This is a genomic window from Pseudoalteromonas sp. 0303, from assembly GCF_013349995.1.
In the GTDB taxonomy this organism is placed as follows: Bacteria; Pseudomonadota; Gammaproteobacteria; order Enterobacterales; family Alteromonadaceae; genus Pseudoalteromonas.
Map to the genome: position 1 here is coordinate 1 of NZ_JABVXF010000008.1, position 22,294 is coordinate 22,294.

The following is a 22,294-nucleotide window of genomic DNA, read 5'->3' on the forward strand; positions in this document are numbered from 1 at the left end:
ACCTCCTATTCTTGAAAGGCTGAATTTCGAACCGGAAAAATGGTTAACACTAACAACTCAATTTGAAAACTTATTTCATGGAGCTGTAGGTCGAGTAGATGCAATTGAAAATTATTGTAGTAAAACTGCTCGCAGGCGACGAAGTAACTGTACTAATAGTCGATTATTGTTTGCTAGCTAATTTCTATGTGATTTTTGTAAGGTGGATTTAAGTTCACCGCTTTAGTATGCCTAGAGTTTCTCATACATATTGAAATAGGTCCTAAAATTTAAGAATAAATCAGTACTTTCTAAATAAGTGGTTCTGCAAAGTTATTTTCAACTGAAACTAAGATGAATTTCATTTCAACTCTAAGGCTTTTATTTTTAAGTGACTGTCTTGTTAAAATTTGTCAGCAGAAAGCATTAATCCTAAATAGGGTGGTGTAGGTTGGACTTTAATTTTTATCAACTGGGCGTTTTTTCAGTTACAAACCGTTGAACTAAGCGATAGTATGGCGGTCTGAACAGTACCTATAAAAATGAATATTGAAAACAACAGTAGAGGATCAGACTAATATCCGATATTATTGTTAACATCATTAACAAAACCGACATATAAAAATGGGAGTTTTATGCAGTTAGTCGATTTAAATCCACATGATCCTGAAGTAGTAAACGTGTTTTCTGATATAGACCGACTCATAAACTCATTATACCCTGTTGCTACCGCCCAATCTTTAAGTGTTGAAGAGTTAGCTGAGCCTAATGTATATGCTATAGGCTTAAGAAATGAAGATGGTATCGTTGCATGTGGCGCAATTGTGATGCAAGAAGGCAACCCTCCATACGGTGAAATCCGCCGTTTATATGTAAAACCAAGTTACCGTGGTAAAGGTTTGTCACGTCGAATTATGCAAATATTATTGCATCACGCCGGTGAGCAGCAAATTCCACTAATTCGATTAGAAACAGGTCCTAAGCAAACAGAATCTATTAGCCTATACGAAAACTTAGGTTTCAATCGTTGTGGTCCGTTTGGTAACTACAGTGAAAATCCACAAAGTTTATTTATGGAGTTAGGGCTTAACCAGTAATTTAAGTGTTAGCCATGTTTTAGTGAGGTCACCTTAATTTATAAATACTCCTTAGAAATCATGTGCTTTACTATGGTTTCACTGGTGGCTGCTTGCGGTGAAAAACCGAAGCTATCTAATTTTACTCAAAATAAGCTACCAGACCTTACTATTGGTGCCCACAGGTTCTACTTAAACTCATGTCATTCCCTCACAGGTGTCTTCAATCATGATGGCACCATAAAAACAAAAGTAATTCTCACATTTCCCACTCGTCCTCTAAGTGTTTGCACTGATAAACAATCACAACTGAATTTTGATGGTACTTATCTGACTGTAAAAATTTGCCGCACTGCTTTTGGCGCTGGTGGCTGTGGGGTTGAAAAGTATCGCACTAAAGATTTCGAGAATTGGCAAGAGTATATTGGTATTACGTGGAATGATGAAGAGCAATATGAAGCGTGGAGGCGCTTAGGGTCAAACTCTTCTAAAGCTGATGAAATCACAAAAGTAGTGCCTGTCCACTGAAATGAAGATTGCTTTTACTAACATATATTTTTCTAACGCATACTTTTAAAGTGGCTGTCCATTATAAAATTACTCATTTGCCATTTCGAGTGCCTGTCCATTTAAAAGAGTTTATAGGTTCACAGCTATTTCAAATCCTATTTCAATGGGTGTCTATAAATCTGTTTTTCACATCAAAAATCACTCGTTACGAGTAAAAATTCTTGTTGGACTTGAATCACTATTTTTCTTTTAATGCGCGGCAACAACCCTTGCCGATTTCGGCACTACTAAAATAAAAGAGAAAGATAGATGAAAGAAACAACATCACTAGAACAAGCTCGCACGAGTTACAATGTTCGTCATTGGAGCCAAGGTTTCTTTGGTATTAATGATCAAGGTGATGTGTATGTTGCGCCAAAGGCCCATGCCCCAGAGCAAACCATTGCACTAATCGATATCGCACAGCAATTACAAGATAAAGGCTTAAGCTTGCCTGCGTTGGTTCGTTTTCCACAAATTTTACATCATCGTGTACATAGCTTGTGTCAGGCATTTAACACGGCGATTGAAAATTATGGTTACCCAAAAGACTATTTACTTGTTTACCCAATTAAAGTAAACCAACAGCGCGAAGTTGTTGAAGAAATCGTTGCAAGCCAAGCTGATATTGAAAAGAAGCAATTGGGCCTAGAAGCGGGCAGTAAACCTGAGCTATTAACTGTATTAGCGATGGCTGAAAAAACCAGTGCTGTCATTGTGTGTAATGGCTACAAAGACCAAGAATACATTCGTTTAGCACTGATTGGTGAAAAGCTAGGTCACAAGGTTTACATTGTTCTTGAAAAACTGTCTGAGCTAGACATGGTGCTTAGCCAAGCTAAAGAGTTAAACGTAAAGCCGCGTATTGGTATTCGCGTACGTTTAGCGTCGCAAGGTAAGGGCAAGTGGCAAGCAAGTGGTGGCGAAAAATCAAAATTTGGTTTGTCGGCATCGCAAGTACTCAGTGTGGTTAATCGCTTAAAAGCGTCTGATCAACCTGATCTGATCCAACTTGTACACTTTCACTTAGGCTCGCAAATGGCAAACATCCGCGATGTTCGCTTAGGTGTGAGTGAAGCTGCGCGTTTTTACTGTGAGTTACGCAAGTTAGGTGCACAAATTGATTGCTTAGATGTGGGTGGCGGTTTAGCGGTAGATTATGACGGTACTCGTAGCCAGTCACATAACTCAATGAACTACAGCCTAAGTGAATACGCTAATAACATCGTATATACCATTGGTGATACCTGTAAGTTATATGAGCAGCCAATGCCACGCATTATTTCTGAGTCAGGTCGTGCGTTAACAGCGCACCATGCTGTATTGATCTCGAATGTTATCGGCACCGAAAGCTATGTACCAGAAGACATTCAAGCGCCAGCCGCTGATGCACCACTTTTATTAAAAAACATGTGGACATCATGGCAACAGTTAAGTGATGACAATGACGACCGTGCATTAATCGAAATCTATCACGATAGCCAAGGCGATTTAGCCGAAGCACATAATCAATTTGCACTTGGTTTGTTAGATTTAACAGAGCGAGCATGGGCGGAGCAAGTTAACTTACGTGTATGTTATGAACTTAACAAACATATGGATAACAAAAATCGTTTTCATCGCCCGATTATTGATGAATTAAATGCGCGTTTAGCAGATAAGTTTTTTGTGAACTTTTCATTATTCCAGTCATTACCGGATGCATGGGGTATTGACCAAGTGTTTCCTGTTCTACCATTAAGTGGTTTAACAGAAGCACCACAAAAACGCGCCGTGTTACTTGATATTACGTGCGATTCAGATGGTGCTATGGAGCATTATGTAGACGGTCAAGGTATTGAAAGCACATTACCTGTGCCAGCATTTAGCGAAGAAAAACCTTACTTAATGGGCTTTTTCTTAGTGGGTGCTTATCAGGAGATTTTAGGTGATATGCACAACTTATTTGGCGACACACACAGTGCAATTATAAAAATGGATGAGCAAGGTCAGGCGCAAATCACTGAAGTTAACGAAGGTGATACCGTTGCAGACATGATGCGTTACGTACATTTAGATGTAGAAAGCTTCCAGCAATCTTACGCCCAGCTGGTGGCTGCTAAATTGCCAGAAACTGAGCAGCAAAGCGTTTTAGATGAGCTGCAAACTGGCTTAAATGGTTACACTTATTTAGAAGAGTTATAAGCAATGTCGACATTGTTTGACCACACAGATCATTCATTGTACTCAAACGGCATGACGTTTTTACGTCAGCCGATGGTGCAAAACATCACTGCAATCGATGCCGATGTAGTGGTGTTAGGTTTACCCTTTGATTTGGCGACCTCAGGTCGCCCAGGTGCACGTTTAGGCCCTGACGCAATTCGTCGTGCCTCAGTGCACCTGGCATGGGAAGAAACCAAGTACCCGTGGACTTTTCCGTTGTTTGAGCGTTTAAAATTAGCTGATGCGGGTGATTTTACTTACCCAGTAGGCGACCCAGAATATTTTACCGCGCAGTTAGAGTTAGCGGCTGAGCAAATTCTTCGCCAAGGTAAAACATTATTGGGTTTAGGTGGCGACCACTTTGTGACTTTGCCATTACTACGTGCTCACGCTAAGCAGCACGGTAAAATGGCATTAGTGCATTTTGATGCCCACACAGATACTTACAGCAATGGTTCGCGCTATGATCACGGCACCATGTTTTATCATGCGCCGATGGAAGGGCTTATTGATGTTGATCACAGTATTCAAATTGGTATTCGTACTGACTTTGATCAGAGCAAGCATGAGTTTGCGGTGATTGATGCAATGGCAGCCAATGATTTGCCAGCGCAAGATATCGCAGAGCAAATCAAAGCACGTGTTGGTGACTTACCTGTGTATCTAACCTTTGATATTGATTGCCTTGATCCAGCATTTGCTCCAGGGACAGGCACTCCAGTGTGTGGTGGCTTTACCAGCGATAAAGTACTCAAAGTACTTCGTGCATTGAAAGGCATTAATATGGTCGGTATGGATGTGGTTGAAGTGTCGCCATCTTATGACCAAAGTGAATTAACGGCGATTGCCGCAGCGACCATTGCCAATGAGTTATTACACTTATGGGCTTTGAGGCATAAATACTAAATGAGAGAGACAAAGAGCGCCATTAGGCGCTCTTTTTTTGATATTAGATGAAGCAATTAAGCGCTTCTAACATCAACCTTTAATTTAAGCTTTTGCCCAGGTTGAATGTATTTTTGCCCAGCTAATGAGTTCCATTTAATAATATCTTCTACAGACACATTAAACTTAGCAGCAATGCGCGCTAACGAGTCACCACGACGAACTTTATAGGTAATGGTGCGCTCTTTGATTTGTGTAGCAGCAAGTTGTGACTTTTCCTGTTTATACACAGTTAGCTTTTGACCAACACGCAGTACCGCGTCTTTTTTCAGCTTATTCCATGTTGCAAGTTCAGCTATGGTGACATCGTACTCACGGCTGATATCCCATAGTGTATCGCCACTGGCCACTTTATGACTAAGTTTTTTACGTGTTGCTTTATTCGCTGCCATACGCACTGATTTTGGTAAATGCTGGCTATTAATCTCCCCATCGCTCAGTGGCACAAGTAATTGCTGACCAACACGAATAGTATTCGATGAAAGCTTATTCAGGGTTTTAATCGCGTTTGTGCTTGTTGAAAACTTCTTCGCAATCACAGATAAACTGTCACCGCGTGCTACCACATATTGCTGCCAGCGTAGGCGGTCTTTTTGCTCTGTTTTAGCTAGCTTGTCAGTAAACGCTTCAACTTTATCAGACGGTAATAATAAAAAGTGTGGGCCGTTTGGATCCGTCGCCCAGCGATTGAAGCCAGGGTTCAAACGATAAAGCTCTGTTAAGCTAATACCTGCCATGTCAGCGGCAAGTGCTAAGTCAATTTGACTTCCTACATTAACTGCTTCAACGACTTGAGCATTAATTATTGGCTGCCACTTAACACCAAATTCGTCACTACGCTTTACTAGATCAGACAGCGCTAACAGCTTAGGTACGTAGGCAGTGGTCTCTCTTGGTAAATCAAGTGACCAAAAATCCGTTGGTAAATGCTTTTTACGGTTCTTTTTAATGGCACGCAGTAAACGACCTTCACCTGAGTTATAGGCTGCAATGGCATTTAGCCAATCGCCTTCTAAGGTTTTGTGTAAATATGATAAGTAATCTAGCGCTGCACGGGTCGATTGCACAATGTCACGGCGACCGTCATACCACCAGTTCTGTTTTAAATCGAAACGCTCACCAGTTTGTGGCATAAATTGCCAGATGCCAGAAGCACTGCGATGTGAATAACCAAATGGGTCAAACGCACTTTCTACAATAGGTAAAAGCGCAATTTCGATTGGCATTTGACGCTTTTCGACTTCTTCTACAATAAAGTATAGGTAAGGCTCAGCGCGTTTAGAGATACGATCTAAATAGGCCTGATGACGTGCATAATAGTTACGTTCAGCAACAACTGGGCGGTTTTGTGGCACATCAATCGAAAGCTGATAGCGAATACGCTCCCATACATCATCAAATACAGGAGGCGGCTCATCAATATCGGTTAATTGTTGATATTGAGCGTTAATCATCAATGCATCATTGATATCGCTCGGACTTGCGCCGTCTAATTGTTGCTCAACATTATTGCTTGCAACATCTGTACTTGCTGAATCAGAAGCTGTTAATTGACAGCCACTTAAAATCAGCGCAAGTGATAAAACTAAAGGAGACTTATACATATATACCCATACATCAGGTAAAAAAACTCGGCGAATATTACCTGCTCTGAGAACATATTGCCACTTTATGACCAGTTTATGTCAGCTTATTATTGCAAGATGCTGATCTAAATATACAAAATTGTAACTACCGGCGTTTACGTTTTTTTAAAAGTTATCTTTCCAGGCTCTGAGACCTGCAAAGCGTTGCCAAGGTTCATTCAGATCCAAATTAATTTTTAGCTCATCAGGCAGCTCATCAGTGATTGTTGCTATATTGCTACGTAAAAATGGATTTATTTGTTTTTCCACGCCTAATTGAGTTGGTAAACTTATTTCGTCTTTGGCGCGCAGAGTATCAACTTCATCACTGTAGCTGAGTAAGTACTCATTGTTTGGTTCAACGGCTTTTGCGAAGGCTAAGTTGGCTTGCGTGTATTCATGGGTGCAGTAGATTTTACACTCATCTGGCAGGGCTCTTAGTTTACATAACGAGTGCCACATTTGTTCTGCGCTGCCTTCGAATAATCGTCCGCAGCCAGCACTGAATAAGGTGTCGCCAGTAAAACTTAATTCGTCGTTAATGTAACAAATATGGTCTAGGGTATGACCAGGTGTCGCAAGCACGGTAAAGGTGTAATCATACACAGTGACTTTATCCGCTTCTGATACGCCATGAGTAATACCTTTAAAAGGGCTATGTCTTGGCCCATAAACAGGAATATCACGAAATTCCTTAACCAGTGCACCAACGCCATCGGTATGATCATAATGGTGGTGAGTAATCAAAATACCGCTAAGTGTTAAGTTATGTTCGCTCAGATAGTTTAAAACTGGCTCTGCTTGACCGGGGTCGACGACCCAGGCTGTTTGCTCAGCTTCACTGCTGATGCACCAAATGTAATTATCAGAAAAGGCTTTAATTGCTTTAACTTGCACCATGTTTAATTGCTCTATAAAGTGACAGTTAACACACAGTATAACGAGCTCAGAAAATGAAACCAGCCCTTAGTTTTCAAGAAGGTCCTAAGCCATACACTTGGCAGCAGTTCCCTCATGGTGACTATTTACGTGCTGAAATTGAACGTAAGCTAACGCCATGGCTGCCACGCATGTTTGGCTATCACATGCTCAAACTTGGGAATTTAAGTGGCGAGCTGGCAACCAGTGAAAGTCCTATTAAGCACCAAGTTTGTGTCGCAGAGCAGGGGCTTTTTACTGGTGTTATTGCTGATGTCGATGAGCTGCCTTTTTATGAGCACAGTGTTGATGCCTGCATATTATCGCATTGCTTAGAATATCATTCTGATCCACACCACATCTTACGTGAAGCACATCGTACTTTAATTCCCGGTGGCTATCTGGTGATCACGGGCTTTAACCCGTTTAGCTTGTGTGGCTTGGCGCAGCTTTTACCTTTTAGTCGCCAAAAGTTACCTTGGACAGGGCGCTTTTTTACGCCATCACGAGTAAAAGACTGGTTGAATCTATTAGGCTTTGAGATTATTTCGGACGAGCGATTTATTCATTCATCGCTTGCAAGAGGCAACCGTTTGTCGCGTTTTGCAGCATGGCGGAGTTTTGGTCAACAATATTTAAAGCCAATGGGTAGTGTGTATATGCTGGTGGCTCGAAAACGTGTGGCCCCGCTGACACCAATTAAACCTAAATGGCATGCAAGGCCGCAATTTTCGCCGGTAAAAGGAGCAGGGCTCAGGCAAACATCAAAGCAGCACTGTGAGCGGGATAGCTAAATAGTGTTGTTGCGTGTCTGTTTTACTTGGATACTGACCTGCACGAATATTTAATTGAATAGAAGGGTGCAACAGCTTTGGTACTGCCAAGGTTGCATCGCGGCCTTCCCGAGTCGCAATAAAGCTTTGTTTATCCCCTTTTAAATGAATGTTTTGCTCACGCTGCTCTTTCACTGTGGTTTTGTTCGCAAGAGGGCGGCCATCTGGTTGATAGTCATGACACATCCAAAGTACGGTATCGTCAGGAAAAGCTAAAATTCGCTGTAGTGAGTCATATAACTCACCGGCACTGCCTCCTGGGAAATCACAGCGGGCTGTGCCACTGTCTGGCATAAAGAAGGTGTCACCAACAAATACATTGCCATCAATGTGAAAACACACGCTGTCAGGGGTATGGCCCGGTGTGGCAATCACATCTACTGTGTAATCACCTAACGGAAATTGTGCTTTATCAGCAAATAAAGCATCAAAAGGTTCACCATTACATGGCATATCAAGATTATAAAGTTGGCTAAAGTGTTGTTGCACTTGTGTGATCCCTTCACCCGTGCCGAGTTTACAAGGGTGTGTGTCTTGTAATTGCTGCTTTATGTAACTTGCTGCAGTGATATGGTCAGCATGGGCATGAGTTTCAAGGAGCCATTGTAGTGTCAGCTGCTCAGTCTTTATATAGTTGATGATCTCATTGGCGGTGGTAAAACTTAACTCACCACTTGGCATATCAAAATCAGCTGGCGCATCAATCAGCAAGCACTGTTTAGTGTTTTCGCAACTGACTAAGTAACAGAGGGTGGCACTTTGTTGATGAAAAAAAGAGTGAATGCGCAGAGCCATAATGAATCCTTTATATTTCTTTATAGCCAAATCTTATAACATATAACAAAAATATAAAACGGCCTGCGCCAAGTTTATTTCAAGGGGCTTTTAATTATCGTCGTAACCTGTGTCTTCAAGTAATTGATCGCTGCCAGCTGCTTCGCGGGCAAGATCGTCAACAATCTCATTGTATTTATTGCCGCTATGGCCTTTTACCCAACGCCACTCTACCTCGTGTTGTTGGCAGGCAGCATCGAGTCGTTTCCATAAATCGACATTCTTAACTGGTTTTTTAGCAGCGGTTTTCCAGCCGCGCTTTTTCCAATTTTCAACCCATGACTCAATGCCTTGTTTCACATATTGGCTATCGGTCGTCAGAATGACGTGACAAGAGCGGGTGAGGGTTTCTAGTGCAACGATAGCTGCGAGCATTTCCATCCGATTATTTGTTGTTAGGGTGTAGCCTTGACTTAACTGCTTTTCGTGGCCGTTGTATCGCATCACGATGCCATACCCTCCAGGCCCTGGATTTCCTAAACATGATCCATCGGTGTAAATCTCTACGGTTTTCTGCACTGTTTTACCTTGATATTGTGTACAATAAAGTGAATATAGAAAGATACCAGAGTCAGGCTTAAGACGATATGGCACATAGACAAATAGTTTTAGATACAGAAACCACGGGTATTGACCCAAAGCAAGGCCACCGCATTATTGAAATCGGTTGTGTTGAACTTGTAAATCGCCGTCTTACTGGCAACAACTTTCATGTGTATATCAATCCACAACGTGAAATAGAAGAAGAAGCAATAGACGTTCACGGTATCACCAATGAATTTTTGCGTGATAAACCCCTGTACCATCAAATTGCCCATGAGTTTTTAGAGTATATTCGTGGCGCTGAGCTTGTTATTCATAACGCAGCGTTCGATATCGGCCACATGGATAATGAGTTTGCATTGTTAAATCAAGGTTTTCCGAATACTGCCGATGTATGTACTGTACTTGATACTTTAAAAATGGCGCGTGACTTGCACCCAGGTCAAAAGAATAACCTTGATGCACTTTGCCGTCGTTACGATATTGATAACTCAAAGCGTACGTTACACGGCGCTTTACTGGATTCTGAGATCTTAGCCGATGTTTACCTGTCGATGACGGGTGGGCAAGTAAAGCTGAATCTTAATCAAAATAAAGATGAAGGCTCAACTCAACAAGCTGGTGGTATTCGCCGACTAAGTGCTGATAGAGCACCGCTTGTGGTATTAAGAGCAACAGAACAAGAGCACGCCGCTCACGAAGAGCGTTTAGACTTGGTTGCAAAGGGTGGCCAATGCCTGTGGCGTGCAGAATAAGGTAATAAAATGAGAAAACAACTACTAGCAGGATTAGTGTGTTTAATTCCCTTAGCGGGATTTGCCAACGAGCAAGATAAAATAACCCCATTAGAACGTGATGGGGTGCAAAATGAAATTCCCCTGCTAGAGAACCGTTTTCGTATTGACCATAAAGTCGATAAAGTAACCTTACTTTTCTTTCGTAAACGCGGTGCTCCTGCCGTTGTTTTAGTACGCCCTGACGGCACTAAGTATTACGCTACTGACTCAGTAAACAATGATGACCTCGACTGGCATGATGAACTGAGCTATGACCTGATCACCATTAGCAACCCTATGCCTGGCCCTTGGCAAGTGGTCGGCAGTATCTTGCCAGATAGCCGTATTATGGTGCTAGGTGAAATAGAGCTTAATGTTGATCCACTCCCGCCTATGCTGTTTCGTGGTGAAACAGTAAAGCTGACTGGCCGTGTATTAAATGATGGTGAACCAATAGAAGTTGGTCAGTTTCGCGATGTGATAAGTTTGCACGTTGATTTTGTCAGCACTAATAATAGTGATTACGCAAACTTTGGTGCGGGCACGCAAAGTGTTACTGACTTTAGAGATGATGGCCGCGGCTTTGATGAGCGTCCGCTTGATGGTGTGTTTACCGGTGAGTTTAAGCTGATATTCCCGGCAGGAGAGTGGCAACCAGAGCTATATATAGAAACGCCTATATTAAAGCGTACCGTGGTGCAAAAACCGATAGTCGTGCATGAGCCGCCTTTTGATTATGAAGTAGCGCTTGCTGAGCAAGATGAAGATGACCACATTTTAACGATCACCTTAAATCCTGAAATCGTCAAACCTGAAACCGTGCTCATTCAGGGGAAAATCTATTATCCGAATAATGAAGAGCAAATGTTCTCAATTGATGCGGATAAATCACAAATGCGCGAACTTGCAATTAAAAATTATGACTGGGGTAGATACAGTGTTGAGCTCTCTGTATTTGGTAGCAACATAAATGACCGTGAATTTATGGCGACGTTACCGACTTATAAATTTGAAATTGAGCGACCAATTGAAGCTGTACCAGAAATTGTTCGCCCAGAAATTGATTTAGAAGCGCAAGCAGAGCAACAACGAATTCTTGAAGAAGAACAAAAAGCGTCCACCATGCTCATGGTGACCTTAATTGTTGTTGGAAATTTAACCGTCCTTTTATTAGGTTGGCTGGCAATTAGAATTTTTGTTCAGAAGAAACCGCTGAAATTTAAAATTTCTTTACCGTTTTTAAAGAAAAAAAATCAAACCGAAAATGATGAGCAAGCAACGAATGAAAATGAAGTTGGCAAAAATGGCTCAAAAAATGACAAATCAGGTGAAATTTTAAACCTTTCGATGTCAGATGACTAAAAAACCTGTAAAAATACAAAAAACCCCTTGACGAACCAGAGGGTGATTCGTATTATTCACGCCGCTGTCAGGGGAGACTCAGTCAGCAACGAAAATGTGGAGTGGTAGTTCAGTTGGTTAGAATACCGGCCTGTCACGCCGGGGGTCGCGGGTTCGAGTCCCGTCCACTCCGCCAATTTTCGACAATTTGTAAGTGTGCGCTGGAGTGGTAGTTCAGTTGGTTAGAATACCGGCCTGTCACGCCGGGGGTCGCGGGTTCGAGTCCCGTCCACTCCGCCACTTAAGTAATAACAATGATATCTTTGCGGAGTGGTAGTTCAGTTGGTTAGAATACCGGCCTGTCACGCCGGGGGTCGCGGGTTCGAGTCCCGTCCACTCCGCCATTTGATATCATAAACAAATTAAGTGCATTACCCCATGCACATACCACTGCGGAGTGGTAGTTCAGTTGGTTAGAATACCGGCCTGTCACGCCGGGGGTCGCGGGTTCGAGTCCCGTCCACTCCGCCATTTGTTTTCCTCAAACAAATGATTAAATAAGTCTTTACATTACACCTTATTTTTTACTTATACTGACAACGTATCTCGTATCTCGTATCTCGTATCTCGTATCTCGTATCTCGTATCTCGTATCTCGTATCTCGTATCTCGTATCTCGTATCTTTCATCCTACCTTGCTAATATTCTTCATTATTCCTATTTATTCAGCTTCTTATATCTGCATGAATAGCAAAGAATGGCGGCTCCACAACAAAAAGGAAATGCGTTATGAGTACATTCGGAACACAACTAAGACACTATCGCAGTGAGCTAAAACTGAGCCAACCAGAATTTGCAGAGCAAGTTGGAATAGAACAAAGTTACCTTTCAAAACTTGAGAACGATAAATCAGTGCCTTCAAATGACACATTTCGTTCAATATTAACGGCGCTCAATCTAACAATTTGCGACTTTATGGAGCCATTAAAATATTCTGTAGATAAAGCTCGGTTGATTAATGTGCCTGACATTGAAGCTTGGTATAAGCAACAAAGTAATAAGCAATTCATTAAACAGCGTTCACTCGTCTATATTGCCATACTGTTAAGTGCGCTAGGCTGTGCCATGTTTTATTTAGGGCACCAAGAAAAGCTATTCAATACAAAGTTCTATGAGTACAAATCATATGGTGTAGTGAAAGATAATGAACCAGATGGCATTTTTCATGATTGGCGTACGCTACTCGTAGAACAAAGCCGCGAGAAAATAGATGCTAAACGTCGAGAAATGATCAGAAGGCATGATTTTAAATTTATTATTTCAGCGGACTATAAAGGTATTTCGTTTGTAGAACCTGGCGAGCAAGGCAGGCGTTTATATAGCCTTACTTCAAAAACACCTATTATCAAGCCCCATAAAGGCCATGTGTGGCTTGAGTTTATAGGTATCTTATTGTTTGTAGTTGGTGCAGGTCTCATCACATTTGAGAGTAAACTGACAAGACAGCATTAATGAGTTGTAGAACCTGACGCGTGTTAGCTGGCGTCAGGATCACGAGGAATTAAATGTGCAAATTGCTGCTGGTGGATTTGTTCATATAGGGTAGCTGCATAGCTTTGCGCATCATGTAATCTGCGCGTACTGATGTGTTTTCTAAGATCATCAAGTGCAGCCGTTGCAGGTTCATAACCTTGGCTACTTGCCAGACTTAACCATACCGCGCCATGAAAAACACTGTGCGGTACACCTTGCCCTTTGATGAAAAACAGCCCCATATAAAATTGCGCCCTATGGTTACCTGCCATAGCTGCTAAGCGCATCCATTTTGCAGCAAGGGGAGGCTGTTCATTTTTTAAATAATACAAAGCTTTGTTTAGTACGTTTTCAACAGATTGACTACTTTTATCTGGCGCCGACCCTTTATCGGGTTGGGTAATAAAGGCAAGTACATTATCAAGCTGTTGCTCTAAATCTAAGCCTACTGGCGAATTATCAGACATAGTTTAGTTATTTTCTTGAAATAAAAGACCTTATTAGTTTAGAACATTGCAAGGTAAAATGTCCTCTTATTGAGATAAAATATGATAAAATTAGCCAATTAATCTCAACTTAAAGTTCAACATGTTCGAAAGACTTTTCAAAATCACTGAAAACAACACCTCTGTGCGCCGCGAGACTATTGCTGGCATCACAACATTCATTACCATGGTTTACATTGTATTTGTTAACCCTGCCATGCTAGCAGAAGCGGGAATGGATCAAGGTGCGGCATTCGTAGCAACCTGTATTGCTGCTGCAATTGGCTGTTTTATTATGGGTTTATGGGCAAACTACCCATTAGCACTGGCTCCGGGTATGGGCTTAAACGCCTTCTTCACTTATGGTGTTGTTTTGGGCATGGGCTACACTTGGCAAGCTGCATTAGGTGCAGTTTTTATGTCTGGCTGTATCTTCTTATTCTTAAGCCTATTTAAGGTGAGAGAGTGGATCATTGATGCTATTCCTCTGGTGTTAAAACGTGCCATTGCCACAGGTATCGGTGCTTTCTTAGCCCTTATTGCACTGAAAAACGCCGGTATTATCGTAGCAAGCCCTGCAACCTTAGTGCAGTTAGGCGATATCACAGCCCCAGGCCCACTACTTGCGATTTTTAGCTTCTTTGTTATTGCAGCACTGTTATACCGCGATATGAAAAGCGGCGTACTTATCAGTATTTTATTAGTAACCGCAATTGCCCTTGGTTTAGACCTTGTGGAGTATCAAGGAATTATTTCAATGCCGCCTTCAATTGCACCAACCTTTATGCAATTGGATTTTGCAGCAGCATTCGAAATCTCAATGCTAACAGTGGTTTTTGCGTTCTTATTTGTTGATTTGTTTGATACTTCAGGCACTTTAGTTGCTGTAACGCAAAAAGCAGGTATTGCTGATGAACAAGGTAAAATGCCTCGTTTAGGTCGCGCACTAAGTGCCGACAGTACAGCTACTATTGCAGGCTCAATGCTTGGTACGTCAACAACAACGTCTTATATTGAATCAGTTGCAGGTGTGTCTGTGGGCGGCCGTACAGGTCTTACCGCTGTGGTTGTAGGTATTTGTTTCTTGTTAATGATGTTCTTTGCACCACTTGCTAGCATGATCCCAGCTTATGCAACGGCAGGTGCAATTTTATATGTTGCTGTGTTAATGATGCAAAATTTAAAGCTTGTAAATTGGGATGATATGACAGATGCCATTCCAGTGAGCGTTGTATTATTGATGACGCCGTTAACTTTCTCGATTGCGCACGGTATCGCCCTTGGTTTTATCTCGTATACTGCCGTGAAGTTGGTATGTGGTAAAAAAGATGAAATCAGTATTAGTGTGTGGGTATTAACAGCGCTGTTTATTGTTAAGTTTGCGTTTTTATCTTAATTTGCACAAAGCAAAGAAAAAGTGGTTTACCACTTTTTCTTTGGTGCGAATAATACGTCTAAATCGTCCTGCTCTTGTTCTGCTTTCTTCTTTAGTGACGTTGCATTTGATGCTTTCAACTCAGAGCTAATCGTTTCTAAATAGCCTTCAACTTCTTGTCTTTTCGAGTTTACATATTCATCGCTATAGCTAACTGAGGTCAGTGTTGCTAGAGCTTTTTCAAAATACTGTCTGGCAGAGCCCACCATATTTGCTGAGCGAGCTGAAATCCCGCGCTTAATTTGGCTTTCTACATTGATTCTTAACTGCAATTTTTCAAGGCGTTTATCTTCAGCAACAAATACTTGGCTATCTACTTTGCCTTTACCATGCTCTGAGCGAAGTACTGCTCGTAATTTCTTTATACCTTGAATTAGAGCTATTAATTGTTTGTCGTTATCTGGTAGTGCTAATGCATCGCTATTATTTGCTTCGATAGGAGAGGCTAAACGCTCTTTAGATTCTTTTAGTCTGTTTTTTAATTCTTTTGAACTTGGAGAAAGCTCAACCATTGAAACAAGTGCATCATAAATACGGCGCTGAATAATACGCAGAATATTTTCAGACATGGGGATATTGGCACTGTTAAGCAGTACATCTTCTGCTTCTTCAATGATTTTTTTCTGTTTTGTAAGCTCTTTACGGCGCTCTGCTTCTTGTTTTTCTTTATGTTGTTGCACAGCACTGACCCATAATGCGATCACGATTAATGCAACAATGAGCATGATGATGATAGAAACAATCATTACTAAATCTCAGTTTTAACTATCTAATTTTTTTATCTTACCTTAAAAAGATTAGATCTGAACAGTTTTGCGGTAGTTATCTCGAATAAACTTATTACGATTACTACTTTATAATGAGTATAGCGCTAAACTAGCACCTTTATTGAATATTTTGCGAGTAAACACGGCTACCGAGCAGTAATTTAATGTGTTAGCCTTAGAAACAATCGATATAAATGTATAGCGCGATGAAATATCGCTTGGCATTGCGCTTTTCAGCCTTTATAAATAAACAATAACAACGTTTACAATGCAGCCATGAAACTACAACAACTCAGATATATAGTCGAAGTCCAAAATCATAAACTGAATGTCTCTGCGACAGCCGAAAGTTTATTTACCTCGCAACCGGGGATCTCAAAACAAGTTCGTATGCTTGAAGACGAACTGGGTGTACAGATCTTTGGCCGTAGTGGCAAACACCTTACCCATGTAACCAGTGCCGGTAACGAAATTATTAATATTTCACGAGAAATACTGTCGAAAGTTGAAGGTATTAAAGCGGTTGCCAATGAGCATACCTTGCCTGATCAAGGTAAACTTAACATTGCGACCACTCATACTCAGGCTCGTTACGCATTACCGAATGTTATTCAAGGCTTTATGAAAAAGTACCCAGCAGTGTCTTTACACATGCATCAGGGTACGCCACAGCAAATTTCCGATGCGGCAGCACGCGGTGATGCTGATTTTGCCATTGCGACTGAGGCGCTGCATTTATATTCTGATTTAGTTATGTTGCCGTGCTATCACTGGAATCGTAGTATTGTTGTGGCAAAAACACACCCGCTTGCGCAAAAGGCCGATAATTTAACGGTTGCCGATGTGGCTAAATACCCACTTATTACTTATGTGTTTGGTTTTACTGGTCGTTCTGAGTTAGATAAAGCTTTCAATGCACATGGACTTGAGCCGCATATTGTTTTTACTGCAACAGATGCTGATGTAATCAAAACTTATGTTCGTTTAGGTCTAGGTGTAGGTGTTGTTGCGTCAATGGCGATTGATCAAATAACCGATACTGATTTAGTCTGTATTGATGCAAGCCACTTATTTGAAGCGAGCACCACTAAAATTGGTTTTAGAAAGGGCAGCTTTTTACGCAGCTACATGTATGATTTTATTGAGCGTTTTGCACCGCACTTAACGAAAGAACTGGTTGAGCGAGCAAGCTTATTACGTAACCAAGAAGATGTTGATAAGCTCTTCGAAAACATTGAGCTACCAGTAAAATAGAGATAATAAAGCCGCTTTAAAGCGGCTTTTTATTATGCAGAAAACGTGCTGTAAATTAACACTCGATGATATTAACCGCTAAGCCACCGCGAGCGGTTTCTTTGTATTTTGTTTTCATATCATTACCTGTGTCGAGCATGGTTTTAATAACCTTATCAAGGGTCACTTTTTGCTCGCCAGAACCACGCATTGCAAGGCGTGACGCATTAATTGCTTTAATTGAGCCCATCGCATTACGTTCAATACACGGTACTTGCACAAGGCCGCCAACCGGGTCACAGGTTAAGCCTAGGTTGTGCTCCATGCCGATTTCAGCAGCGTTTTCAACCTGTACTACATTACCACCCATGATTTCAGTTAGTGCACCCGCTGCCATTGAGCAAGCAACGCCCACTTCACCTTGGCAACCTACTTCAGCACCCGAAATAGACGCGTTCTTTTTATATAAAATACCAATTGCTGCCGCCGTTAATAAGTATCGTGTTGCGATATCACGGTCTACTTCTTTAATGAAAGTGTGATAATACATTAATACCGCTGGCAAAATTCCTGCAGCACCATTGGTTGGTGCGGTAACAACACGGCCGCCGGCAGCGTTCTCTTCGTTTACTGCAAGGGCAAATAAATCAACCCAATCCATAGCACGTAATGGGTCGTTGTTTACCTCAATATTTAATTTAAGGTGTAAACTAGGGGCGCGACGCTTTACTTTTAATCCGCCTGGTAAGATACCTTCTGTCCGCATACCACGTTCAATACAGGCCTTCATTACTTGCCAAATATTAAACAGCTCATCTTTGATGTCTTTTTCGCTGCGCAGAGTTTTTTCGTTGTGCATCATAAGCGTTGATACACTGAACCCTGATTCACGGCATAGCTCTAACAACTCTTTTGCCGTGTTAAACGGATAAGGTGCTGGGTTTTCTTCGCGGATTTCGAGTGCTTTTTGTTTTTCGTTCTCGAACTCATCATCACTGACGATAAAGCCGCCACCGATTGAGTAATACACTTTACTGAATAACTTTTCGCCATTTTGGCTGGCAATGATTTCCATTGCATTTGAATGTTTTGGTAATGTTTTACGACGATGAAATACAATCGCACCTTGCTTCGGAAAGTTGGCTTTATGGCTTTGGTTTAAATAAATAACCTGTTCTTTTTCGATTTTTGCGAGGATATCGTCGACTAAATCAGCATCAATGGTTTCTGGATCATAACCGGCAAGGCCTAAGATCACAGCTTTACCAGAGCCATGGCCAATACCTGTTTGACCGAGTGAGCCAAATAGCTCAACTTTAATATCGGTGACGTTTGCAAGTAAGTTTTTTTCTTCTAATTCGTTTACAAATAAACGCGAAGCGCGCATTGGGCCAACAGTGTGAGATGACGATGGGCCAATACCAATACTAAACATATCGAATGCACTGATCATAATTTGCTACTCATTTTTCTATTAACGGCATACTACCTGCCTTTGAACGGTGCCACATGATAACGTTTAAACGTGCCTGTGTAACCCTAAAAGCAGGATAATTAAACTGGTAGGGCGAGCTGTTTTATAAAGTTATTAATTATGCTCGCTGTTGCTCCCCAAAGCAGTCCGTGGGGGGTCATCAAACCTTGCAAAGTAATGGTTTTGCCATTTCTCTGAAAGGGGAGGGGTTGCCAATTTTGTTGATTACTTAAATAAGATAAGGGCAGTAAAAAGCTGGCAGCAACTTCGTTGGGATCTGCTTGCCACGTTGTGCCTTCACTAAGCACACACACAAAAGGCTCAATAGTGAAACCGGTTAGGGTCGCGTACTGATGTAATTTACCGTGGACAGTCACTTGGTGTGTCGCAATGTTAAGCTCTTCATTAAGCTCTCGAAGAGCGGTGTGCAGCAAAGTATCATCTTGTTCTTCATGCTTGCCACCCGGTAAGCAAATCTCCCCCGGGTGATGAAGTAAATAACTAGGTCGCTTGCACAGCAACAAATGCGCTTTGTCGTTAACATCAAGCAGAGGTAACATTACAGCACTGGCTCGCTTTTCGGCATTAAAGCGAATGGTAGCTGGGCGCTCTGTGGTTTGACTTAAACTAAAACGGGCAATTATTTGCTGACTATTCAAGGTAGTTACTTCAACGTTTACTTTAATAAAGGCAGTATTTTATTTACTTTATCGTAAGTTTCTTGGTACTCCAAGTCGACCTTTGAATCAGCCACAATACCACCGCCAGCCCAGCAATAGATTGCACCTTTGTGGCACACTAAAGTACGAATTGTGATACTGGTATCCATGTTGCCACAGGCACTCAAATAGCCAATTGAGCCGCAGTACACACTACGGCGATGTGGTTCGAGTTCTTCAATAATTTCCATAGCGCGAATTTTCGGTGCTCCGGTAATTGAACCACCCGGGAAAGCGGCATGAATTTGGTCAACGGCATCTTTGCCATCCGCTAATTCTGCGCGCACAGTACTTACTAAATGATGTACAGCCGGAAAGCTTTCAATGGCAAATAACGAGGGGACGGTGACACTACCTGGACGAGCCACTTTGCCTAAATCGTTGCGCAGCAGATCAACAATCATGACATTTTCTGCGCGGTCTTTTTCTGATTGCTGTAAACGAGTTGCTTGCGCTTGGTCTTGTTCAGAGTCAGCCAAACGAGGGAGCGTTCCTTTAATTGGCTTGGTTTCTATTTGGCCCTGATTAATCGAAATAAAACGCTCTGGTGAAATAGATAAAATAGCGCCATCAGGGTGATTTATATAGCTTGAAAATGGTGCTTTATTAGCTTCTCGAAGTTGTTTATATGCTTGCCATGTTGAACCTGAAAATTCAGCTTTAAAACGCTGTGCAAGGTTGATCTGGTAGCAGTCACCACTTTTTAAATAAGCTTGAATTTTCTCGAACTTTTCGCTGTAGCTGGCTTGACTCATGTTTGATTGCCAGTCGCTTTGTAGCGCGAACTCTGCACTTGTTGGTGTTTCGTTTAGCTGCTGCTGATATAGCGCTAAGCGATTATGATTTGGCTGACAGACGTAAAACCAGCTTTGCTGTTGCTTATCATAAATAAGCGCATCTGGATAAAGGCCTACAGCCATTTGCGGCATGTTAATGTCGTTTTCGGCAGTACTTGGCATGCTTTCAATCACACGACCTAAGTCATAACCAAAATAGCCAAGCCAACCACCTGTAAAAGGGAGGTTATTAGGGTTAGCTGTGTGATTAAATTCCTGAAGGCCTTTTTTCATCAAGCTAAAACAATCACTTGATTGCGTCTTGCCGTCGACAAAGCATGTATTTTCACGCACTTCTAATTGCATTAATGGTGCAATAGCAATGATATCGAAGCGGCTATTCACATGCTCGCTATTGGCTGAATCGAGCAACACAGCATGGGGCAAATGAGCAAAATGACTAAATAGCGCGATGCAATCACCACTTAAATCTAATTTAATGCACAAATTTTCATCGTTTATCATCTACATTGCCCTGAATAACTAGCCCGAAACGGGCGAGGAGGGTATCATAAGTTAAATTTGATTGGCAGCGTTATGATTTCCTTTATAGTGATGCCATGACTAACCCGTAGAGTAAATCTTCGTCACCGGTTTACTCAGGATCACGTACAGCGCTACGCGATAAAAACTTAAGGAACCCGTAATGAGTACAATTCGTCAGCAAGACTTCATTGATAGCATTGAAGATGCATTGCAATACATTTCTTTTTATCACCCTCTCGATTTCGTACAAGCCTTAGAAAAAGCTTACAACAAAGAGCAAAGCAAAGCGGCAAAAGATGCCATTGCGCAAATTTTAATTAACTCTCGTATGTCTGCTGAAGGTAAACGTCCACTGTGCCAAGATACAGGTATCATTACTTGTTTCGTAAAAGTAGGTATGGATGTTAAGTGGGATAAAACAGACATGACTGTTCAGCAAATGGTTGATGAAGGTACACGTCGCGCATACTTAAACCCAGATAACCCATTACGTGCATCAATAGTTGCAGACCCTGCTGGTACGCGTAAAAACACCAAAGACAATACTCCATCAGTTGTTCATATCGACTTAGTGCCAGGCGCTGAAGTAGAAGTAATGGTGGCAGCGAAGGGCGGCGGCTCAGAAAATAAAACGAAAATGGTTATGCTTAACCCATCTGATGATGTGGCTGCATGGGTTGAAAAAACATTACCAACAATGGGTGCGGGCTGGTGTCCACCTGGCATGCTAGGTATAGGTATTGGTGGTACTGCAGAAAAAGCTGCGGTACTTGCTAAAGAATCATTAATGGATCCGGTTGATATTCACGAGCTGATTGAGCGCGGCGCAGAAACAACTGAAGAAAAAATGCGTATCGATATCTTCGAACGTGCTAATAAATTAGGTATTGGTGCACAAGGCCTAGGTGGTTTAACAACCGTGGTTGATGTGAAAGTTAAAACGGCACCGACTCACGCAGCATCAAAACCAGTGGTTATGATCCCGAACTGTGCGGCAACTCGTCACGTTCACTTCACATTAGATGGTTCAGGCCCAGCTGATCTTAAAGCGCCTAAACTTGAAGATTGGCCAGAAGTTACGTTTGAAGTAGGCGAAGGTACACGTCGTGTTGATTTAAACACACTGACAAAAGAAGACACGCAAGAATGGAAGATGGGCGAAACGGTTCTTCTATCTGGTACTATCTTAACGGGCCGTGATGCCGCACATAAACGTTTACAAGATATGATCCAATCAGGTGAAGGTTTACCTGAAGGCGTTGATTTTGATAACAAGTTTATCTACTACGTTGGCCCTGTAGATGCAGTGGGTGATGAAGCGGTAGGTCCTGCTGGCCCTACAACTGCAACGCGTATGGATAAATTCACTGATATGATGTTAGAAAAAACGGGCATCATCGGTATGATTGGTAAAGCAGAGCGTGGTCCTGCTACAGTTGAATCAATCAAAAACAATAAATCTATCTACTTAATGGCAGTAGGTGGTGCAGCATACCTTGTATCTAAAGCAATCAAGAAAGCACGTGTTGTTGCGTTCGAAGATTTAGGTATGGAAGCAATCTACGAGTTTGAAGTAGAAGATATGCCAGTAACGGTTGCTGTTGATAGTGAAGGCGCCAATGCGCATACGCAAGGCCCTGCTATTTGGAAAGCAAAAATCGAAGAACTTGATGGCAAATTAAAGTAACCATCTTGCAACTCT

The 22,294-nt window shown here is 41.8% G+C and carries 20 protein-coding genes, 4 tRNA genes and 1 pseudogene; 16 read left to right on the forward strand and 9 right to left on the reverse strand.

Translation table 11 applies throughout. The annotated features are described in order from the left end of the window. The 5 genes and pseudogenes from HUS62_RS22880 to speB all read left to right on the forward strand — a co-directional run. Positions 1–181, forward strand: a pseudogene (locus HUS62_RS22880) (transposase); the annotation flags it as partial. Between the two features lie 433 nt (positions 182–614). Next, positions 615–1,076 carry a GNAT family N-acetyltransferase gene (locus HUS62_RS07290; protein WP_063527385.1) on the forward strand — a complete coding sequence of 154 codons (462 nt, stop codon included), beginning with the start codon at positions 615–617 and terminating at the stop codon, positions 1,074–1,076. Positions 1,077–1,148: 72 nt separating this feature from the next. Further along, positions 1,149–1,583, forward strand: a complete 435-nt coding sequence (locus tag HUS62_RS07295; protein ID WP_175079021.1) for a hypothetical protein — start codon at positions 1,149–1,151, stop codon at positions 1,581–1,583. Positions 1,584–1,874: 291 nt separating this feature from the next. Then, positions 1,875–3,788, forward strand: coding sequence for a biosynthetic arginine decarboxylase (gene speA, locus HUS62_RS07300; protein ID WP_175079022.1), 1,914 nt, complete (start codon positions 1,875–1,877; stop codon positions 3,786–3,788). 3 nt (positions 3,789–3,791) lie between these two features. After that, positions 3,792–4,715 (forward strand): agmatinase, encoded by a 924-nt coding sequence (speB, locus tag HUS62_RS07305; protein WP_175079023.1) that lies wholly within the window; start codon positions 3,792–3,794, stop codon positions 4,713–4,715. Between the two features lie 56 nt (positions 4,716–4,771). On the opposite strand, the gene HUS62_RS07310 is transcribed toward speB, so the two are convergent. Both HUS62_RS07310 and gloB read right to left on the reverse strand, forming a co-directional pair. Beyond that, positions 4,772–6,358 (reverse strand): LysM peptidoglycan-binding domain-containing protein, encoded by a 1,587-nt coding sequence (locus HUS62_RS07310; RefSeq protein WP_054561800.1) that lies wholly within the window; start codon positions 6,356–6,358, stop codon positions 4,772–4,774. 147 nt (positions 6,359–6,505) lie between these two features. After that, positions 6,506–7,279 (reverse strand): hydroxyacylglutathione hydrolase, encoded by a 774-nt coding sequence (gene gloB / locus HUS62_RS07315; protein WP_175079024.1) that lies wholly within the window; start codon positions 7,277–7,279, stop codon positions 6,506–6,508. Between the two features lie 53 nt (positions 7,280–7,332). Between gloB and HUS62_RS07320 the strand changes: the two genes are divergently transcribed. Then, entirely contained in the window at positions 7,333–8,091 is a 759-nt protein-coding gene (locus HUS62_RS07320) for a class I SAM-dependent methyltransferase (RefSeq protein WP_054551627.1), read from the forward strand. Here HUS62_RS07320 and HUS62_RS07325 read toward each other — a convergent pair. Together HUS62_RS07325 and rnhA are read right to left on the reverse strand one after the other, a co-directional pair. Further along, entirely contained in the window at positions 8,062–8,925 is an 864-nt protein-coding gene (locus HUS62_RS07325; RefSeq protein WP_175079025.1) for an MBL fold metallo-hydrolase, read from the reverse strand. The genes HUS62_RS07320 and HUS62_RS07325 overlap by 30 nt on opposite strands. A gap of 90 nt (positions 8,926–9,015) precedes the next feature. Then, positions 9,016–9,483, reverse strand: a complete 468-nt coding sequence (gene rnhA, locus HUS62_RS07330) for a ribonuclease HI (RefSeq protein ID WP_175079026.1) — start codon at positions 9,481–9,483, stop codon at positions 9,016–9,018. A gap of 68 nt (positions 9,484–9,551) precedes the next feature. Here rnhA and dnaQ point away from each other — a divergent pair, with 68 nt between their 5' ends. The 7 genes from dnaQ (at position 9,552) to HUS62_RS07365 (ending at position 13,136) form a co-directional block, all read left to right on the forward strand. Further along, positions 9,552–10,262 (forward strand): DNA polymerase III subunit epsilon, encoded by a 711-nt coding sequence (gene dnaQ / locus HUS62_RS07335; RefSeq protein ID WP_054561795.1) that lies wholly within the window; start codon positions 9,552–9,554, stop codon positions 10,260–10,262. A 9-nt stretch (positions 10,263–10,271) separates the two neighbouring features. After that, entirely contained in the window at positions 10,272–11,645 is a 1,374-nt protein-coding gene (locus HUS62_RS07340) for a TIGR03503 family protein (protein ID WP_175079027.1), read from the forward strand. A 98-nt stretch (positions 11,646–11,743) separates the two neighbouring features. Next, positions 11,744–11,820, forward strand: a tRNA-Asp gene (locus HUS62_RS07345). Positions 11,821–11,847: 27 nt separating this feature from the next. Further along, positions 11,848–11,924 (forward strand) — tRNA-Asp (locus tag HUS62_RS07350). A gap of 27 nt (positions 11,925–11,951) precedes the next feature. Then, positions 11,952–12,028, forward strand: a tRNA-Asp gene (locus HUS62_RS07355). 50 nt (positions 12,029–12,078) lie between these two features. Beyond that, positions 12,079–12,155, forward strand: a tRNA-Asp gene (locus tag HUS62_RS07360). Positions 12,156–12,413: 258 nt separating this feature from the next. Continuing rightward, complete coding sequence (locus tag HUS62_RS07365; RefSeq protein ID WP_175079028.1) at positions 12,414–13,136, forward strand: helix-turn-helix domain-containing protein; 723 nt, start codon at positions 12,414–12,416, stop codon at positions 13,134–13,136. 23 nt (positions 13,137–13,159) lie between these two features. Here HUS62_RS07365 and HUS62_RS07370 read toward each other — a convergent pair whose 3' ends face one another. Next, a complete protein-coding gene (locus tag HUS62_RS07370) occupies positions 13,160–13,624 on the reverse strand; it encodes a sel1 repeat family protein (protein ID WP_175079029.1) in 465 nt (154 codons plus the stop codon). A gap of 121 nt (positions 13,625–13,745) precedes the next feature. Here HUS62_RS07370 and HUS62_RS07375 point away from each other — a divergent pair, with 121 nt between their 5' ends. Beyond that, positions 13,746–15,038 (forward strand): NCS2 family permease, encoded by a 1,293-nt coding sequence (locus HUS62_RS07375; RefSeq protein WP_175079030.1) that lies wholly within the window; start codon positions 13,746–13,748, stop codon positions 15,036–15,038. 26 nt (positions 15,039–15,064) lie between these two features. On the opposite strand, the gene HUS62_RS07380 is transcribed toward HUS62_RS07375, so the two are convergent. Next, positions 15,065–15,823, reverse strand: a complete 759-nt coding sequence (locus tag HUS62_RS07380; protein ID WP_130167058.1) for a hypothetical protein — start codon at positions 15,821–15,823, stop codon at positions 15,065–15,067. Between the two features lie 297 nt (positions 15,824–16,120). Between HUS62_RS07380 and cysB the strand changes: the two genes are divergently transcribed. Next, a complete protein-coding gene (cysB, locus tag HUS62_RS07385) occupies positions 16,121–17,098 on the forward strand; it encodes an HTH-type transcriptional regulator CysB (RefSeq protein ID WP_054551618.1) in 978 nt (325 codons plus the stop codon). Between the two features lie 55 nt (positions 17,099–17,153). On the opposite strand, the gene HUS62_RS07390 is transcribed toward cysB, so the two are convergent. The 3 genes from HUS62_RS07390 to pabB form a co-directional block, all read right to left on the reverse strand. Then, positions 17,154–18,530, reverse strand: a complete 1,377-nt coding sequence (locus HUS62_RS07390; protein WP_062566218.1) for an L-serine ammonia-lyase — start codon at positions 18,528–18,530, stop codon at positions 17,154–17,156. A gap of 101 nt (positions 18,531–18,631) precedes the next feature. Continuing rightward, complete coding sequence (locus HUS62_RS07395) at positions 18,632–19,210, reverse strand: CoA pyrophosphatase (RefSeq protein ID WP_175079031.1); 579 nt, start codon at positions 19,208–19,210, stop codon at positions 18,632–18,634. A 17-nt stretch (positions 19,211–19,227) separates the two neighbouring features. Then, positions 19,228–20,571, reverse strand: coding sequence for an aminodeoxychorismate synthase component I (pabB, locus tag HUS62_RS07400; protein ID WP_175079032.1), 1,344 nt, complete (start codon positions 20,569–20,571; stop codon positions 19,228–19,230). A 181-nt stretch (positions 20,572–20,752) separates the two neighbouring features. On the opposite strand from pabB, the gene HUS62_RS07405 reads away from it, so the two are divergent. Next, entirely contained in the window at positions 20,753–22,279 is a 1,527-nt protein-coding gene (locus HUS62_RS07405) for a fumarate hydratase (protein WP_054551614.1), read from the forward strand. The last annotated feature ends 15 nt before the right edge of the window (positions 22,280–22,294 follow it).